Here is a 17,598-nt window from a genome sequence, read left to right on the forward strand (position 1 = left end):
TTCATTGCAGGTTGACGAACAGGCCACCGTCCACGAGCAACGCGGCGCCTGTCACATAACGGGCACGATCGGAAGCCAGAAAAACGACGCAGTCCGCGACATCCTCCGGCCGCCCCAGTCTGCCAAGCGGAATGCGTTTTTCGAAGTACGCCTTTTTGGTTTCGTCGGCGAGGTCTTCCGCGTTCAGGTCAGTGGCGATCGTGCCCGGCATCACCGAATTGCAGCGGATACCGTAAGGTCCCAACGCGATCGCGCATGACTGCATCAACGAATGCACGCCCGCCTTGGTCGGCGTGTAATGCGTCTGCATGCCGCCGCCTACCAGCGCGCTGATCGAACTGGTCGCCACAATCGCGCCGCCCGTGCCCTGCTCTTTCATTTGCCGCGCCGCCGCCTGCGTGACATAGAACGCGCCGTTCAGGTTCACGCCGACAGTCGCTTCGAGCACCGCTGCGGGCATGTCGAGAAACGCGTGGAACGGGCAGATGCCTGCGTTGCTCGCGAGAACGTCGACCTTGCCGAACGCATCGACAGTGCGGCGCACGAGTTCCGTGCCGGTTTCCGCCAGCGCGACGTTGCCCTCGACCGCGATCACGCGACGCCCCAGGGCCTCGATTTTGCCGACCACTTCCTCGACCGCCGAACGGCGTCCATACGACGCGTCGTTATCGCCCCAGAAGTTGATCGCCACATCGGCGCCTTCAGTTGCACACGCAACGGCAATCGCGCGGCCAATGCCACGCGAGCCACCTGTGACGATCACTACCTTGTCCTTGAGCAGCACTGCTTTTCCTCCACTTTCTGGCTATAAACGATCGACGCGTTCAATGCACTCAGTGCGTATAAGGCCGCGCCAACGCGCATTCAGGATTCAGGCGCACGCCAAAGCCCGGCGTTTCGGGTACTTTCATGCGACCGTTCACGGGCACCGGTTCGTCCAGCAGCAACGGCGTAAACATCGGCACGACCTGATCCGCTTTCGGCGCCATCATCAGGAATTCCGCAAACGGCGAGTTATGGCGCGTTACGACAAAGTGATAGCTGTACACCGACGAACCGTGCGGCACGACCATCACATTGTGTGCATCGGCAAGCGCTGAAATCTTGACCAGTTCCGTCATGCCGCCGCACCAGCCTACGTCCGGCTGGATCAGATCGCAGCACTGCATCTCCAGCAACATGCGAAAACCCCAGCGCGTCGCTTCGTGTTCGCCTGTCGACACCATCATGCCGCGCGGCACGTTGCGGCGCAGTTCGGCGTAACCCCAGTAGTCATCCGGCGGCAAACACTCTTCGAGCCATTTCAGACCGTATTCCCCCGCGGCCTGCGCGAGACGTGTCGCATAGGGCACGTCGAGGCTCATCCAGCAATCGAACATCAGCCAGAAATCGTCACCGACTTTCGAACGCATGTCGGCCAGCTTCGCGATGTTCTTCTTGAGCCCTTCCTCGCCTTCCGCGGGACCGTGCTGCAGCGGCATCTTTCCACCGATAAAGCCCATCTGCTTCGCGAGGTCGGGACGTGCGCCCGTCGCGTAGAACACGAGTTCGTCGCGCACCGGTCCGCCCAATAACTGGTACACCGGCTCCTTGCGCACCTTGGCAAGCAGATCCCACAACGCGAGATCGACACCGGAAATCGTATTCAGCACGACGCCTTTGCGTCCGTAATAGAGCGTGGCGAAATACATCTGGTCCCACATCTTCTCGATGTCGGTAACGAGCTGCCCTTCCAGAAAGCGCGCAAGATGCTTTTCGACGATGAACGCGCCGATCTCGCCGCCCGTCGTTACCGCGAAGCCGACCGTGCCGTCGCTCGCCTCGATTTCGACGACAAGCGTACCCAGCACGTTGATCCCGAACGACTGGCGGCTCTGCCGGTATTCCGGGTAACGCGCCATGGGCGTCGAGATGTGATCGTCGATCCAGTGGCCGTCGGCCTGATCGTGATAGTCGGCGCCGCCGCCGCGAACGATGAAGGCACGCACGTGCCGGATGGTGGGCATGGCCATGAGGATGGGCTCCGTAGTGTCCGTATTGAAGTGCCGCCTGGCGCGCCGATTCGCGCCGGGCCTGCGTTAGCGGGAGTGATGAACCGGGTGATGAAAGAGCGAGGCCGAACTGTCTTTTCCGCGGCGAAACAGCGTCGCGATCAGAAGCGCCGCGAGCACGCTGGCCGCACCGAGTACGATCAGCCCTGCCTGCGTCGACGGAAACGCCAGATCGGCCTGCGTGCGCAGGGTCGGCGCGATAAAACCGCCGATGCTGCCCAGCGAATTGATCAGTGCGATGCCGCCCGCAGCGGCCGCGCCTGTCAGATAACGTGTCGGAAAGGTCCAGAAAAGCGGCTGCGCGGCGATAAAGCCACTTGCAGCGCAGCACAATGCAACGAGCGCAAGCACCGGGCTATGCAGCAATCCGGACAGACCGATGCCGCAACCCGCGATCACGAGCAACAGCACAGCCCAGCGACGATGCCCGCCGGTGCGATCCGCGCGGCGCGGCACATACCACGTAACCGCGACCGCACAGAGCCAGGGCAATGCCATTACAAGCCCGACACGCAGCCCCACTTTCGTGCCGAGCAACGCAGCGACCTGTTGTGGCAGATAGAAAATCACGCCGTACACGCTGGTCTGGATTAGCAGATAGATCAACGAAAGCGCCAGCACACGGCGATCGCAAAGCGCGGCAAGCACGTTGCGCGGGCCATGTGCGGCGGCTTCACGAGCGTCTTCATCAAGTGCCGCTGCAAGCAGGCTGCGCTGCTGGTCGTCGAGCCACGCGGCTTCCGCGGGCCGGTTGTCGAGATACCAGAACGCCCACACGCCGACCGCCGAAGCGAGGACGCCTTCGATCAGAAAGAGCCATTGCCAGCCCGCGAGACCGAACGCGCCATGCAGATCGAGCAGCAGGCCCGACAACGGGCTGCCGAAAATAAACGCAAGCGGTGCGCCGAAATAGAACACGCCAACCGCACGCGCACGCGCCGATTGGGGGAACCAGTGCGTGAGGTAATAGATGATGCCCGGAAAGAAGCCCGCCTCGGCGACGCCAAGCAGGAAACGCAGCGTGTAGAACGCAAACGGCGTGTGCACCATCGACATGCACGCGGAGACGATGCCCCATGTAACCATGATGCGGCACATCCACAGGCGCGCGCCGACGCGATGCAGGAGCAGGTTGCTCGGCACTTCAAAAAGCGCATAGCCCACGAAGAACACGCCGGCACCAAACGCAAACGCAGCATCGGAAAGTCCCGTGTCGTGCTGCAACGCCTTTTGTGCAAAGCCGATGTTCGCGCGATCGAGGAAAGCCAGCACGTACATCAGCAGCAGGAACGGCAAGAGCCGCCGCATGACCTTGCCGATGACTGCCTCGGTCGAGGAAATCGTGTTCATCGTGTCTCCTGATTCGTCCAGCTTCGTGGCCGGCTCATCTGGCGTCTTCTGGTGTGCAGCCTGACGACCCGGTTCAGACGCGCATCAGTACGTCGCGCGGCCGCCGGACAGATCGAACACCGAACCCGTGCTGAACGCGCAGTCTTCGGAAGACAACCAGAGAATCAGCGATGCCGCTTCTTCAGGCAGCAAAAAGCGGTTCATCGGAATCTTCGAGAGCATGTAGTCGATGTGCTCCTGCGCCATCGAATCGAAGATTTCTGTTTTTGCCGCAGCGGGCGTGACCGCGTTGACGAGAATATTGCTGGTGGCGAGTTCCTTGCCGAGCGACTTCGTGAGCCCGATGAGGCCGGCCTTCGAAGCGCTGTAGTGCGACGCGTTCGGATTGCCCTCCTTGCCCGCGACCGACGCAATGTTGACGATGCGTCCGTACCCCTGCTTCAGCATCTGCGGAACGATGGCGCGGCTGGTCAGATACGGGCCGATCAGGTTCACGTCGATCACGCGCCGCCATACGTCGGGCTCGAGCTCCCACGTTTTGCCGTTGCCGCCCGTGATACCCGCGCAGTTGACCAGCACATGGATCGCGCCGTGTTGCTCGATGGTCCGGGCGGTTGCCTGTGCAACGGACGCTTCGCTCGTCAGTTCGACGACTTCGGAGGTGACCTTGCCGTGTTCGGCCAGTTCGCGCTCGCTGCGCGCGAGACGATCGGCATCGACATCCCAGAGGGCGACGGATGCGCCCGACTGCAGCGCCCGCTGCGCCACCGCGTAGCCGATACCGCGCGCCCCACCGGTGATGACGACGACGCGGTTGTCCAGATCGATACGGTTCATTGCTGTCTCCTGCAATTGGCTTGAATGTTTATGTCACCAATATAAGGGCAGACCGATAGCGCAACAATTCGAGTATTCGATGCGGTGATAACAAAAGCGGATTGGAGAGGTGGACACGCAGAAGGACGTACCGGCGACTCCTGGCAAACCAATCCGTTCGGGCTTCGCGCGAACTCCCCCGCTTGCCCGGCGAATTTATCCCTCGCGATCAAATATTAAGGTATAAATTTGACACACATCTCTTTTATACCTTAACATGCAAACATGAGGTATAAGGAGTTGATAGCAATGACCAGCTTCCACAATGACGCACTGCAAACGCTGTATTCCTCTGTCACCGAGCGCGCCAGCACGCAATCTCACATCCCGCTGCATTCTCCTGGCTCCGCTGCGCAGAAGACCGTAGACGGGAAAACGTACACCTACTGGCGGGTGTATCTTGCGTCAGGAAAGCACAAGGAAACCTCATTAGGTCGAGCGGGAGAGCCCGCTACCGCCGCTGCGCTCGAGGCAAGACTACTCGAGAGCACGGAGATGCGCGTGCTTGCCACCGACGTCCAGGTCCTGCGTAAGGCGAGCTTTGCTGCTGCCGACAATTCTTCGACGCTAACGCTCGCAACGCTCTTTAACGCCGCCATCTTCAGCCACGGCGGAGTGCTCGTCGGATCCCACGCATTTGGTGCGCTACTGAACGGCCTCGGCGTTCGTCTGCCTGCGAACTACAGGACCGAGGATATCGACATCGGAAGCACGGGGACCATTTCGGTGGCCATCCCGGAAAACCGCAGCTTTCTCGACATCCTGCGTGACAGCGGTATTCCTTTTATCGAGGTGCCAGAACTGGACACACGAAAGCCGTCAACCTCGTTCAAGGTTCGAGGACAACCCCTCAAGGTGGACTTGCTCGTGCCGGGCACCGAGGCATACGAAACGAAGGCCTTGCCCCAGTTGCGCGCACACGCGACAGGGCTTCCGTACTTCAGGTATCTGGTATCAAACCCGGCGCGCGGCTTTATCCTTGGCAAGGAACATGTGGTCCCGGTGATGCTGCCGGACCCCGCGAGATTTGCCCTTCACAAGCTTGTCGTCAGCACGCTTCGCGACCCGTCGCATGCACTCAAGGCAGACAAGGACCGGCGGCAGGCCGCAGTGCTGATTGACGCGCTCACAGAAAAGTTTCCAGACTGGCTGACGACAGCTGCCAACGACCTGGAGAAGCGCGCCCGCCCCCGGGTTGCCAGGGCGGCCGCCCAAACCCTGAACCTTGCTCCTGGCTTGTCGGAACGCGCCCAGGATTTCCTGGCTGATTTAGGGACTCACGCGTAGCCGAACGCACGGTGCGCAACCAGATCGCTTCGCTGATGCAAAAGATGTCGTGTAGCAGACAATCGGAACTCGTCCGGCCAGGCTCGTTGCTGCGTTAGGGACGCTTTAGCGAGCAGCTGCGCAAACTTTAGCGCCCGCGCAACGTCGCTCACGACAATCAGGCTGCCGCGCTCACGGCATGCGCGCGACGCAGACGTTCGCGGCTGTTGCTCAGATGCATCCGCATCGCGGCACGCGCGTCGTCGGCATCCTGGCGTTCGATCGCGCGATAAATCTGCTCGTGCTCGTTCAGCACGTTACGCAGATGCTCGACGTGATCCAGCTCGGCAATCTCCGCGGACCCGAGCCGCGTACGCGGACTCACCGCGCGGCCCAGCTGGCTGAGCACATCGAAGAAGTAGCGATTCCCGCTTGCCCGCGCAATCTGCAGATGAAATTCGATGTCGTGCGCCAGCACGTCGGTGCTGCCGCGTTCGAGCTCGGCGCCGAAGCGGTCAAGTGCGCTGCGAATCTGCTGGAGATGCTGTGCCGTGCGCCGGCCCGCCGCCAGCGCAGCCGAAGCCGATTCGACGTCGATCCGGAACTCGATGATGGCCATGACGTCGAGCATGCTCGAAAGATCCGCCACCGGAAGGCGCATCCGCTCTTCCTTCTCCGGCTCGCATACAAACGTGCCGATGCCGTGGCGTGTCTCGACCACATTGGCCGCCTGCAGCCGCGAGATCGCCTCGCGAACCACGGACCGGCTCACGGAGAGCTGCTTCATCATTTCCACCTCGGTGGGAATCCTGTCGCCGGGCCTCAGGGCCCCGCGGCGGATCTCCCCGGAGAGGGTGGCCACTACCTTTTCAGTCAGACTGCTCATCGGTGGTTTGCTGGGTAATCAACGGGAAATACGGCAACGGGAAACACCGGTGTCGTCCGGGTGAGAGATGTCATCCGACGTCTCGGCGAGCGACAATCATAGCGCCAGCGCGGCGCAATGGCGATGCATCGGGTGCAATTCGGCCATCATTGGCAACGCAAACGCTTCGAAACCGGCCCTGCAGGAATCGCGTATTGGCATCGTTGTCGGACAACGTATAATCAAAAGATAATACTGAAAACGACAGCGCATCTATCAGGAGTCTTTCCATGGCCTCGTCCCCAACCCCGGCGCCCCAACGCGTGCGCGGCAGCCTTGCGGACCTCGTGGTGAATTACGTCAGGGAACAGGTCGCGTCGAACGCCCTGAAACCGGGCGATCAACTGCCGACCGAAACCGCCTTGATGTCCCTGCTCGGCGTCAGCCGTACGGTTGTGCGCGAAGCCATTTCGCGCCTTCAGGCGAGCGCCGTGATCGAGACGCGGCACGGCATCGGCAGCTTCGTGCTGGAACCGCGTCACCAGCCGCTCGGCCTCGACATGGTCCCCGCGACGACGCTGAACGATCTCCTGTCGGTGCTGGAACTGCGCATCAGCCTCGAAACGGAATGCGCGGGCCTGGCCGCGCAGCGCGCGAAAGAGCAGGACATCGCGAACATCCGCGCCGCGCTCGAAGCCGTCGAGGAAACGAACCGTGCAGGCGGCGACAGCACGGCCGCGGATTTGCGGTTCCACGTCTCGGTGGCACACGCGACAGGCAACCGGTATTTCGTCGACATCCTCACGCAAATGGGCGCGGCGCTGATTCCGCGTCACCGTATCGACTCACCGGGCATCGCGCGCAGCGATCCGGCTGCGTACATGACACGCGTCAACATCGAACACGAAAGCATTCTCGACGCGATCACCCGACGCGACCCGGAGGGCGCGCGCGCCGCGATGCGGATGCATCTGTCGAGCAGCCGCGAACGCCTGCGCCGCGCAAGCCAGACGCCGGAAGAAAGCGCGGAAGGTCTTGTCTGACGCGTCCGGCAATCCAGCAGGAAAGCGGCCGCCGGCCGCTTTTTTTTGCGCGGATGGAGCCGGCGTCGCTCCACTCGCCCTCGCCGCGCCCGCCTAAATGAACCGCGCCAGGCCCCGCTCCCGGTTCAATCGCCGAACGGCTGGCCTGAAAACCCGCCGGGACATCGCGATGTCAGGATTCTTCGATAAAAATCTCAACATCGGTCATCAGATCACATATCATCGCTGGCCCCGAAATCACCTTCCCGGAATCCAGTAAAATCCTGTATTACAGGCATTTAAAGCCAAAAATACGGGTAAACACTACATTGGAAAACGCCACTCCGAAAGAGTAGACTGTCGTCCGACAACATACAACACACAGGCTTGCAGACCCTCATCGTCGACCCCGCCTGCACCGTACTGCGTCCGATCAGGCCCGCACACCGGCCAATACTGGAGACATCTTGACATCTACTTTCGCCACCTCGACCGACCTGCTTGACTCAGCGGTCTCCAAGGTCAAACGGCATGTGCTGCCGCTCTTTCTCCTGATGTTTATCGCGAACTACATCGACCGCGTCAACATCGGCTTTGCTAACGCGCACATGCAGACGGATCTGGGCCTCGGCGCTGCTGCCTACGGGTTCGGCAGTGGCCTCTTCTTCGTCGGCTATGCGCTCTTCGAGGTGCCGTCGAACGTGTTGATGCAGAAGTACGGCGCGCGCGCCTGGCTCACGCGCATCATGGGCACGTGGGGCATCGTGGCCGCCGCGATGGCGTTCGTCTGGAACGATACGTCGTTCTATGTGCTGCGATTCCTGCTGGGCATCGCCGAGGCCGGGTTCTTCCCCGGCGTCGTTTTCTACTTCACGCAATGGCTGCCGCAAAAAGAGCGCGGCAAGGCCATCGCGGTTTTCCTTTCGGGGTCGGCGATCGCATCCGTGCTTTCCGGCCCGATCACCGGCGCCCTGCTTTCGATCCAGGGTGCCGGGCTTCACGGCTGGCAGTGGATGTTTCTCATCGAAGGCGGCTTTTCGGTCTTGCTGTGCGGCGTGAGCTGGATGCTGCTGAAGTCCCGCATCGGCGACGCCACGTGGCTCACGGCTGACGAACGGAAGATTCTCGCGTCGTCCATCGCCGCCGAGCAGGCCGAGCGCGACGCCCACGGCACCGCCCGTGTGCCGACGATGAAGCTGCTGAAAGATCCGCAGATCCTGCTGTTCTGCTTCCTGTACTTCGCGATTCAACTGACGATCTACGCCGCCACCTTCTGGCTTCCGACGATCATCAGAAAGATGGGCAGCCTCTCGGATTTCCAGGTGGGGCTCTTCAACACCATCCCCTGGCTGATCGCGATGGTCGCGATGTACTGTTTTGCGGTACTTTCTGCAAAATGGCGCTTTCAGCAGGCCTGGCTCGCCACGGCGCTCGTGATTGCCGCATGCGGGCTGTTCGCTTCGACGTCGGGCAATCCGGTCCTGTCGTTTGTCGCCATCTGCTTTTCCGCCATCGGATTCAAGGCCGCTTCGTCGCTTTTCTGGCCGATTCCCCAGGGCTACCTCGATGCCCGTGTGGCGGCTGCCGTGATTGCACTCATCAACTCTGTCGGAAATCTGGGAGGGTTCTTCGCACCTGCCGCGTTTGGTTACCTCCAGCAGCACACCGGCTCGATTTCCGGTGGCCTGTACGGGTTGGGCGTGGCGTCGCTCATCGCGGCGGCAGCCGGCTTTTTTACCCGCAACCGTCTCGTGAATCGCGACGCGCCGGTAGAGGCCGTCCACAGCAAGGCTCACTGACCGCCCGGGGCGGATGTTCAACCCACAGCAACCCGACTCCCGCCAGCCGGCTTCTCAAACATACAAGGTTCAATGCTCATGTCCACTCCTACCCTGCAATCGAACGCCACGCCGAAGGTCACCGAACTGCGCGTCGTGCCCGTCGCCGGCCGCGACAGCATGTTGCTGAACCTGAGCGGCGCGCACGGCCCGTTCTTCACGCGTAACGTGGTCATCCTGCGCGACAGCGCCGGCAATACCGGCGTGGGTGAGGTGCCCGGCGGCGAGAGCATCCGCAAGACCATCGACGATGCACGCGGGCTGGTCGTCGGCCAGTCGATCGGCAATCTTCAGGCCGTGCTCAACAAGGTGCGCACGCAGTTCGCCGATCGCGACGCGGGCGGACGCGGGCTGCAGACGTTCGACCTGCGCACGACCATTCACGCGGTAACGGCGCTCGAAGCCGCGCTGCTCGATCTGCTCGGGCAACATCTGGGCGTGCCCGTCGCCGCACTGCTGGGCGAAGGCCAGCAACGCGACGAAGTCGAAATGCTCGGATATCTGTTCTATATCGGCGACCGCAACAAAACCGACCTGCCGTATGCAGGCGGCGCGGAAGGCGGCGACGACTGGGAGCGCGCGCGCACCGAGGAAGCCATGACGCCCGAAGCCGTGGTGCGTCTGGCCGAAGCCGCGCAGGCGCGCTATGGCTTTAACGACTTCAAGCTGAAAGGCGGCGTGCTTGCCGGCGACGCCGAAATCGAAGCGGTGACCGCTCTGGCGGAGCGCTTTCCGAACGCCCGTGTGACGCTCGATCCGAATGGCGCGTGGTCGCTGGCGGAAGCGATCCGTCTTTGCCGCGACCAGCACGACGTGCTCGCGTATGCAGAAGATCCGTGCGGCGCGGAGAACGGCTACTCGGGCCGCGAAGTGATGGCTGAATTCCGTCGCGCAACCGGTCTGCCGACCGCCACCAACATGATTGCCACGGACTGGCGCCAGATGGGTCACGCGATCCAGCTGCAATCCGTCGACATTCCGCTCGCCGATCCGCACTTCTGGACCATGCAGGGCTCGGTACGTGTCGCGCAGATGTGCAACGAATGGGGCCTGACCTGGGGTTCGCATTCGAACAATCACTTCGACATTTCGCTCGCGATGTTCACCCAGGTCGCGGCTGCCGCGCCCGGCAAGATCACCGCCATCGACACGCACTGGATCTGGCAGGACGGGCAGTTTCTGACACGCGAGCCGCTACAGATCGTCGGCGGCAAGGTGAAGGTGCCGGAAAAGGCGGGCCTCGGTGTCGAACTCGATATGGACGCACTCGGGAAAGCCCACGCGCTGTATCAAGAGCATGGCCTCGGCGCCCGCGATGACGGTGTCGCCATGCAATATCTGATTCCGAACTGGAAGTTCGACAACAAACGGCCGTGCCTCGTGCGCGGGGGCTGACGGTCCTGGCAGCGGGTCCCGCCAACGGTTCGGATCACCCGCCGCCAGAAGCCGGTACGCACGGAAGAACTGCCGGGCCACGCCTCGCGCGATGTCCGGCAATTCATCAAATTGCCCGCGAAATCCGCTTCGTTTCGCCGGATTGAATGGATGTCCGCGCACCTACACTTGTTTTCATGGAGCGAATCACCGCGCCATCGACGCGGTCCCCTCCGCGTTGCGTTGAACCGTACCGTTGACCGTTTTTTCACGTAGTGGTTGCAGACGTAGCAGCACTTGCAGTTCGTGGATGAAGCACATTCAAAAAAGTATCTGGGGTTTGCTGCAGACAACAAAAGAAGGACCGGATGCCGGTAACAGGCAGTCAAGATAGTAACAACCACGTTGTATGCGATGGCGATACGTCGGCGGGCTTCCACGAGTTCGCGAGACTTTCCATCCTGTCATGCCCCGTTCCCGTGTGGGACGGGGCTTTTTTTCGTCTTCGGGCGGCATGCACAGTGGACGCATCCGCGCGCTATATGCTTTAAGCCTGCCTTAATTGTCGGCGATCATCATGCCTGCACGGACTCTGGTCCGAGGCCCCCGGTTCCATTTTCAACGCGTACGGCCGGGGCCCTGCATTACCGAAGAAGGTTCAAACCATCATGTCTGGAAAATCGCACATCCGCAAATACACCCAGCCGGCCATGTCGCCGCTGCTGCGCGCGCTCACGTTTAGCCGGGCCGCACACGAGCCTGTGACACAGGCCATGCTGCTGCAGTGCTACACCGGTCTCGACGCATTCCGCCGTGGTCATGGCTCGCGTGAACTGTTCACGACGCTCGGCCGGCAGTTGCTGGTCGCTGAGGAGCTTTGCCGCCTCGGTTACGAAAGCGACGACCGCATGGCGATCCAGGAAGCGCACGCTGCGATGATGCAGATCGATACCGCGGCGCACGAAAACGGCATCTGGGCGACGAGCGGTATCGACTACGCGTGGCTGTGTTTCGCGCTGGACGTCTTTGCGCGCCAGCTGGCGGCCGCGTCGCTCGAAAGCATTGCGATGGCGGAAGCGAAGATGATCGAAGGGTTGCTCACGGCCGGACGTCTCCCCGCGCTCGCGGAAACGTCATCGTAACGACGTGCTCCGCCCTCTGCGCGCTCTCCGGCCTGGTTGCGCCTAGTGGCCGGGCGTGCCGGCTTCCAGCGGTGCCGGCACGGCCAGCTCGGGGCGTGACGTCTGCTTGATCAGCAACGCGACGCATGCAATCACGCCAGCCAGCGCGATCATGGCGAAAATGCCCGCGAACGAGAAATGCCGACGGGCCAGCTCCGCAACGAGGAAGGACCCTGCGATGCCGCCAAAGCGGCCTATGCCAAGCATCCACGCGACGCCGGTGCCGCGACCCTCAGTCGGATAAAACGCGGCAGCCAGCGCGGGCATCGACGATTGCGCGGTGTTCATCAATACGCCCGCCATGAACACCGTCAGCACCAGCAAACCGACGTTGCCCACCGCCTGCCCGATACAGTAGACGCTCACCGCCGTCAGTGCGTAGCACACGGCGATGATCCGGTTCGCGTTGAAACGATCCATCAACACGCCGCACACCACCGCGCCCACGCCACCGAGCGGGAACAGTGCGGAAATCAGCGTCGCGCGCTGCGGGTCCAGGCCGGCTTCTTTCAACAGGATCGGCATCCAGTTGATCGACGCGTAGAAAATCACGAGGCCCATGAAATACGTAAGCCACAGCATCACCGTGCCGACGATATAGGAACGCGACAGCACGAGCCCCGCGCCGCTCTTCCCCGCCACCTGCGGTGCCTGCTCGGTCATCACAAACGATCCGGCCTGTGCCGCCGCACTGGAAATACGCGCCAGCACCGCGCGGATCTTTTCGGCGGGATGGTTCTTCGCGACCATGTAACGCACGGACTCCGGCAATTTGAGCAGCAACGCCAGCACGAGCAGCAAAGGCGTGATGCCGCCGAGCATCAGCACGGCGCGCCATCCGAAATGCGGAATCAGCCACGCAGCAAGAAAGCCGCCACATGCCGCGCCTAGCGGAAAGCCGCAGAACATCAGGTTGATGACCGTCGCACGCCGGCGGTCCGGGCAGAATTCGCCCATCATCGTGACGGCGTTGGGCATCGCGGCGCCAAGACCGATCCCGGTCACGAAGCGCAGGGCAGTCAGGTGTTCGATGGTCGTCGAGAAAGCCGAACCGAGGCACGCCACGCCAAAGAGCATGACCGAGCCGATCAACAACAGACGCCGCCCCAGCCGGTCGGAAAGCGGCCCTGATACGAGCGCGCCGCATGCGAGGCCGAACAGCGCGGCGCTCAATACCGGTGCGAGCGCAGGCTTGCTGACGTTCCACTCCGTGATCAGCGAAGGCGCGATAAAACCGATCGCCGCGGTATCGAAACCGTCCAGCAGCACGATCACAAAACACATGAAGAAAATGAGCCACTGAAACCCCGAGAACGGGTGCTCATTGATAAACGTCTGCACGTTGACGGCAGTGTTTCGATTCACGTCTCATCCCCTGACGGTCGACGGCGCAGTGGCACCATCCACGTTACGATCCTGCGCGGCCGCAAGCGTCGACCATACCCGCACCGGCCGCGAACCGGCTATTCAGACCTTCACCGGCTTTCCCGGCAGATGCGCTGGAAACAGCACTTTCAACCGGTCGCATTTACGAGTTTGTTCGCCTTACGAACGCGAATTCTTTTATTGAACAAAATGGGATTGTAAGCAGGCGGTTCGCTGACGGTCAACGCGGGATAACCCGATTGCCCGTCTCGTTATGAGCGTTGGGATTCGCGCTGGCTGGACAGACCACGCAGGCGACGCTGCGGCGCGCGCCGGGCGATTGCATCCGCGCATGACACATATGCGCTCGCGACTCGCACGGCGGTTGCGCAATCGCTCTGCGGGATCGGACTGACCAGGGCTGGACCAGCAGCGGCGATTCTGGCGATGGGACGCGCTTTGGTGCGTTACGCCGGTCCCATGCAAGATGGTTGCTGAACGGTTAGCGGTACAGCGAGCGGGCGCACGAGACGATCTTCAAGCAACGTACATGGTCGCGCTCACGCAGCGCTGCATGTCCAGGTGCTGTCTACCCCGGCCGTACACCCTTAAGCCAGGCCGTCGATACCTGCGGTTTTTTTAGCTTGCTGCGTTTCCTTGAGCGCCGCCAGTTCCCGCTTGACCATCTCGCGCACCTGTTCCATTACCTTGGCGCGCTGTTCCGGCGTCATTGCCTTCAGGTCTTTTTCCGTGATTCCGAGCTTCGCCAGAATCTGCTTTTCCATTTGTTGGGACGGCGTGCCCTTCACGTAATCGGTCAGCTCGGCAAGCAGTTCCTGGAAAGAAGGCTTGTTCGCAGATGCACCTGCCTGCGAAGTGCCCGATTGATTGCCTTGAATGGTCCCCGCGATGGCACCGGCCCCGTTCACCGTGTTCGAATATTGCATGGTCCTAAACCCCCGTTTTTTGTTCAAGTCTCAGGATGGATTCAAACGGCACATTATTACAATGTCGTTACGCCGTCATGTTTTTCTTAAGGCCCTGCAATCGTGGTGGCTTGAGTGCGAACTTAAGCCTGCGCCATGAACGGCACAGCCCGCGCTTACTGGCAAAGCGAGAACGCCTCGCGCGCCGCGATATCGCCGTTACCGTAAATGCCCGCGACGGTGCAATCGCCGGCTACGCATTCGAACGTCGAATCGCCAAACGTCAGCACGAAGTGCCGCAAGCCACCTTCAAGCGAATACGCCGGTCCCCATGAATCCGCGACCAGCGATGAGCGCATGACCTCATGCGCGCTATATCCGAGCAAGCCTTTTGAAGCGAGAAAGTAAGCGGGCAGATCGGCATCGCGCGGCGGTCCGAACTGGTGAAACGCGGCCGACATGAATGCGATCACGCAAAACGGATCATCGTCGCTAAACGGACCGAAGCGCTCGAAGTCCGTCTTTGCGATGCGATAGACAATGGCGACCAGCCTTTCATTGGCCAGCACGAACGGCGCGCTGGTATCGTGATCGGGATGGGGAATGTCGTCCATCAGGACGACCTGGTCCTGCTCGCTGGATTGCGGTGCGTGGCTCATCGGTGGGTTCGGCGCTCCGTGACGGGGTCATGCAGTCCATCGCCAGGGCACGGACAAAGCCACCGGAAAACGCTGCGCCGTAGAGTGTAATTGAATCCCGGCACGTAGCATCCGCACGCAACGATGCGCGCATCGCGGCGGACTGCCACTGGAAACGCACTTCACGTACCGCTCACCAGTACCAGCGCACGCCCACGTCGCCGGCGACGATACTGCGATGTTCGCCGTTGACGTTCGTCGTATAGCCCGCATTCGCAAAGACGCTGCCGCGCACACTCACCTTCGCGACGATGCCGAGCTGAAACTGCGCGGACGTCGCCGATACGCTCACCGGAATGACCGTGGCGCCGGCGAACGTCGCGTTATCCGTGCCACCGAAGTCATGCCACAGGTTCACACGCAGATACGGTTGCCACGCAGTGCCTGCCGCATCGAAACGGCCGGCAAGCCGCACGCCAAGCCTGCCCGTGAGTCCGCTTGCGGCATGAAACGACACGCCTGAAATACCGTCATTGAGATCGCTGATCGATGTGTGCTGCCAGATCAGTTGCATCTGCGGCTCGATGCTCAGGATCGTCGACAGCGCAATGGGCAAGCCGCCTTCGAGCGATGCGCCGACCGTATGACCGTGCGTCGTCGCGCCGATGCCCTGATTCGACGACGGATCGATCGTGAGCGTGCTGCCCATCAGGATGGCGTCCGTGTACCAGCCGCCAGGACCGATGTGCGTCCAGTAGCCGCCGATGCTGTACGCGTTGATCGCAAGATGCCCGGCGGCCAGATCGGGAAACCCGAGCGCGAGGCCGCTTACATCGCCTTCGGCGCGCGCGGCGCCCACGAAAAAGCCGTAGTGGTTGCGATGGCCACTCGCAGTGCGATCGGCATACACGTCGTGTCCGACCTGCACGCCGCCCATCGCGCCGCTGAACTCCGGGTCGACCCCACCGCCATTTCGCTGCGTCGCGTGTTCACCCCATACGCGCGCCCACGCGGCCGGCAGCGCACCGGTTTCGCCCAGCAACGACTGCTCGCCCTGCCGGTCGTGGAACGTGCCGATCTGCGCCACGCCGAGTTCGCGCGTCAATGCCGGCACCTCGGCGTAGACGGGTACCTCCATCCGGTAAAGCGGCGTCGGCGCGGACCCGGCCGGCGGCGGCGCCGGCAACGGTGGCGTGCCCTCGCTGGCCTGAGGCGCTGACATTGACGTCGACGTAGGCGACGTAACGGGCGCCGGGGGGAGACTCGAACGCAGATACCAGTTGTCCGCAGTCCCGGCGCTCACGCCGCCCTTGAACAGGTAGTACACGTATGCGCCCGCGACCAGCGGCTTTGGTAACGTGAACGCATTTGCGGTCGTCGTCGCGCCGTTCGTCGTCTGAACCACCATGATGCCGTCCGTGACGGTCAGGCCTCCCGCGCCGCCGGAATTCGTCACACCGAGCGCCGTATTGCCCGAGCCGGTGCCCTGTGCGATCACGAGCCGGTCGGCAGGCGAACCGTCCGCGCCCAGCACCACCTGCAGTAACAAACGGCCGTTGCTGCCGGTGTAGTTGCCGTTCACCACCAGCGCGTCGGTCGTACTCGTGCCGCCGTTCGTGAGATCGATCGTGCCCGCGTTGTTGACGTTGACAAGGCGTCCCGCGACCGCCGGCATGATCGAAGGATCGCCCAGACCACCGGCGTACAGCGTGCTCGTCGCATCGATGTTGAGCGTGCCTGTCTGGGTACCGCTGTCGCCGAGCGTCAGCCCGCTGCTGTCGAGCGTGAGCTGGCTGCCGTTCGTGACGTTGACCGTCTCCCAGTTGATAAAGCGGCTCAAGCCACCCGCCTGCGTGTGGTCGAACGTCACGACGTCGTTGCCGGGACCGCCATCGAATGAAGGCACGCCGGCCAGGTTGGTATCGGTTAGCGACGTCAGTGTCGCCACGTCGTCGCCGGCATCCATCCGCACAAAGCCCTGGATCGTGCCCGCGCTCCAGTTGAACGTATCGTTACCGACATCCGTGAAGATAGCCCGACCGCCGCCGCCCACGATGTTGCCGGTATTGTTGATCACGAGATTGATCGGCCCGTTCGACGCGATCGCTTCGGTCGTGGCGGACGTCAGCGTGCCGCTGTTGTTGACCGTCGCATCGACGTCGGCGAACGAAAGCGTGACGTTTCGCGCGGAGATCGTACCGGCGTTGTTATACGTGCCGCCGCCGTTTCCGTCGACGCCGTTGGCCTGCTCGCTCACGATGCTCGCGCCCCCGACGTTATTGAAGGTCACCTTGCCCGCGATGAACGCGCCAAGCGCGCCCGGCCCTTGCGCGGTGATCGAACCGGTGTTCGTGATGGCGCCAGGGGTCGGGTCCTGCGAAATGATGCCGTGCGCGTCCGTGCCGGTCGTCGTGATCGTGCCGTTGTTCGTGATCACGTTGTTGCCCGGCGCGGTACCGGCTCGGGCAAGCATGCCGTACGCGCTGTCGCCGGCGGTCGTGATGGCGCCGTTGTTGATGAGCGTGTCGTTGATCGCGAACGTCGCCATGCCGGCGGCACCCGCGCCGGTGGTGACAAGCTTGCCGTCGTTCGTCAGCGCACTGCCGCCCGCACTCGCGACATCGGACATCGCGTAGGCATTCGTGCCGCCTGTCTGGATGACGCCGGCCGTGTCGTTGAGCATCGTGGCCGCCGGAGCGCTGTTGAAGAGTCCGGAAGCACTGTTCCCGCCCACGACGATCAGTCCGCGATTGATCAGCGTGTTCTGGCCGGCGCCGCTTCCCTGAGACGCCATGCCATTGAACGTATCGCCTGTTATGCGCAGCGTGCCGAGGTTCGTCACGGTG

Annotated in this window: 14 protein-coding genes; 5 read left to right on the forward strand and 9 right to left on the reverse strand. The window is 62.3% G+C overall.

Annotation, left to right across the window (positions count from 1 at the left end):
- Window position 1: 1 nt before the first annotated feature.
- From LPA34_RS20500 to LPA34_RS20515, 4 genes are all read right to left on the reverse strand, one after another.
- Entirely contained in the window at window positions 2–784 is a 783-nt protein-coding gene (locus LPA34_RS20500; protein ID WP_228981601.1) for an SDR family NAD(P)-dependent oxidoreductase, read from the reverse strand.
- Window positions 785–833: 49 nt separating this feature from the next.
- The gene (gene rhmD, locus LPA34_RS20505) at window positions 834–2,012 is read right to left on the reverse strand and encodes an L-rhamnonate dehydratase (RefSeq protein ID WP_228981603.1); all 1,179 of its coding nucleotides are present in this window, start codon (window positions 2,010–2,012) and stop codon (window positions 834–836) included.
- A gap of 66 nt (window positions 2,013–2,078) precedes the next feature.
- Window positions 2,079–3,401 (reverse strand): MFS transporter, encoded by a 1,323-nt coding sequence (locus LPA34_RS20510; RefSeq protein ID WP_228981605.1) that lies wholly within the window; start codon window positions 3,399–3,401, stop codon window positions 2,079–2,081.
- A gap of 84 nt (window positions 3,402–3,485) precedes the next feature.
- On the reverse strand, window positions 3,486–4,238 hold the full coding sequence (locus tag LPA34_RS20515; protein ID WP_228981607.1) for an SDR family NAD(P)-dependent oxidoreductase: 753 nt from the start codon (window positions 4,236–4,238) through the stop codon (window positions 3,486–3,488).
- A gap of 288 nt (window positions 4,239–4,526) precedes the next feature.
- On the opposite strand from LPA34_RS20515, the gene LPA34_RS20520 reads away from it, so the two are divergent.
- A complete protein-coding gene (locus LPA34_RS20520) occupies window positions 4,527–5,564 on the forward strand; it encodes a GSU2403 family nucleotidyltransferase fold protein (protein ID WP_228981609.1) in 1,038 nt (345 codons plus the stop codon).
- 157 nt (window positions 5,565–5,721) lie between these two features.
- On the opposite strand, the gene LPA34_RS20525 is transcribed toward LPA34_RS20520, so the two are convergent.
- A complete protein-coding gene (locus LPA34_RS20525) occupies window positions 5,722–6,429 on the reverse strand; it encodes a FadR/GntR family transcriptional regulator (RefSeq protein ID WP_228981611.1) in 708 nt (235 codons plus the stop codon).
- A 269-nt stretch (window positions 6,430–6,698) separates the two neighbouring features.
- Here LPA34_RS20525 and LPA34_RS20530 point away from each other — a divergent pair, with 269 nt between their 5' ends.
- The 4 genes from LPA34_RS20530 to LPA34_RS20545 all read left to right on the forward strand — a co-directional run bounded on the left by LPA34_RS20530 (window position 6,699) and on the right by LPA34_RS20545 (window position 11,784).
- Entirely contained in the window at window positions 6,699–7,451 is a 753-nt protein-coding gene (locus LPA34_RS20530; protein WP_228981613.1) for a FadR/GntR family transcriptional regulator, read from the forward strand.
- Between the two features lie 533 nt (window positions 7,452–7,984).
- Window positions 7,985–9,229, forward strand: a complete 1,245-nt coding sequence (locus LPA34_RS20535; protein WP_411179019.1) for an MFS transporter — start codon at window positions 7,985–7,987, stop codon at window positions 9,227–9,229.
- Between the two features lie 78 nt (window positions 9,230–9,307).
- Complete coding sequence (gudD, locus tag LPA34_RS20540) at window positions 9,308–10,663, forward strand: glucarate dehydratase (RefSeq protein ID WP_228981617.1); 1,356 nt, start codon at window positions 9,308–9,310, stop codon at window positions 10,661–10,663.
- 647 nt (window positions 10,664–11,310) lie between these two features.
- On the forward strand, window positions 11,311–11,784 hold the full coding sequence (locus LPA34_RS20545; protein ID WP_228981621.1) for a hypothetical protein: 474 nt from the start codon (window positions 11,311–11,313) through the stop codon (window positions 11,782–11,784).
- A 42-nt stretch (window positions 11,785–11,826) separates the two neighbouring features.
- Here LPA34_RS20545 and LPA34_RS20550 read toward each other — a convergent pair whose 3' ends face one another.
- From LPA34_RS20550 to LPA34_RS20565, 4 genes are all read right to left on the reverse strand, one after another.
- Window positions 11,827–13,188 (reverse strand): MFS transporter, encoded by a 1,362-nt coding sequence (locus LPA34_RS20550; protein ID WP_228981622.1) that lies wholly within the window; start codon window positions 13,186–13,188, stop codon window positions 11,827–11,829.
- Window positions 13,189–13,796: 608 nt separating this feature from the next.
- Window positions 13,797–14,135: a hypothetical protein gene (locus tag LPA34_RS20555; RefSeq protein ID WP_228981623.1), complete on the reverse strand. Its 339-nt coding sequence runs from the start codon at window positions 14,133–14,135 to the stop codon at window positions 13,797–13,799.
- Window positions 14,136–14,290: 155 nt separating this feature from the next.
- The gene (locus LPA34_RS20560; RefSeq protein WP_228981625.1) at window positions 14,291–14,773 is read right to left on the reverse strand and encodes a hypothetical protein; all 483 of its coding nucleotides are present in this window, start codon (window positions 14,771–14,773) and stop codon (window positions 14,291–14,293) included.
- A gap of 172 nt (window positions 14,774–14,945) precedes the next feature.
- A complete protein-coding gene (locus tag LPA34_RS20565) occupies window positions 14,946–17,594 on the reverse strand; it encodes an autotransporter family protein (protein WP_228981627.1) in 2,649 nt (882 codons plus the stop codon).
- Between the last annotated feature and the right edge of the window lie 4 nt (window positions 17,595–17,598).

Source organism: Paraburkholderia gardini, assembly GCF_907164575.1.
Taxonomy (GTDB): Bacteria; Pseudomonadota; Gammaproteobacteria; order Burkholderiales; family Burkholderiaceae; genus Paraburkholderia; species Paraburkholderia gardini.

What these genes read in the sequence shown, in the direction of transcription:
- LPA34_RS20560 (WP_228981625.1), bottom strand. Translation starts at nt 14,773, where the DNA reads ATGAGCCACGCACCGCAATCCAGCGAGCAGGACCAGGTCGTCCTGATG.
- LPA34_RS20530 (WP_228981613.1), top strand. Translation starts at nt 6,699, where the DNA reads ATGGCCTCGTCCCCAACCCCGGCGCCCCAACGCGTGCGCGGCAGCCTT.
- LPA34_RS20545 (WP_228981621.1), top strand. Translation starts at nt 11,311, where the DNA reads ATGTCTGGAAAATCGCACATCCGCAAATACACCCAGCCGGCCATGTCG.
- LPA34_RS20535 (WP_411179019.1), top strand. Translation starts at nt 7,985, where the DNA reads ATGTTTATCGCGAACTACATCGACCGCGTCAACATCGGCTTTGCTAAC.
- rhmD (WP_228981603.1), bottom strand. Translation starts at nt 2,012, where the DNA reads ATGGCCATGCCCACCATCCGGCACGTGCGTGCCTTCATCGTTCGCGGC.
- LPA34_RS20520 (WP_228981609.1), top strand. Translation starts at nt 4,527, where the DNA reads ATGACCAGCTTCCACAATGACGCACTGCAAACGCTGTATTCCTCTGTC.
- LPA34_RS20555 (WP_228981623.1), bottom strand. Translation starts at nt 14,135, where the DNA reads ATGCAATATTCGAACACGGTGAACGGGGCCGGTGCCATCGCGGGGACC.
- gudD (WP_228981617.1), top strand. Translation starts at nt 9,308, where the DNA reads ATGTCCACTCCTACCCTGCAATCGAACGCCACGCCGAAGGTCACCGAA.
- LPA34_RS20515 (WP_228981607.1), bottom strand. Translation starts at nt 4,238, where the DNA reads ATGAACCGTATCGATCTGGACAACCGCGTCGTCGTCATCACCGGTGGG.
- LPA34_RS20510 (WP_228981605.1), bottom strand. Translation starts at nt 3,401, where the DNA reads ATGAACACGATTTCCTCGACCGAGGCAGTCATCGGCAAGGTCATGCGG.
- LPA34_RS20525 (WP_228981611.1), bottom strand. Translation starts at nt 6,429, where the DNA reads ATGAGCAGTCTGACTGAAAAGGTAGTGGCCACCCTCTCCGGGGAGATC.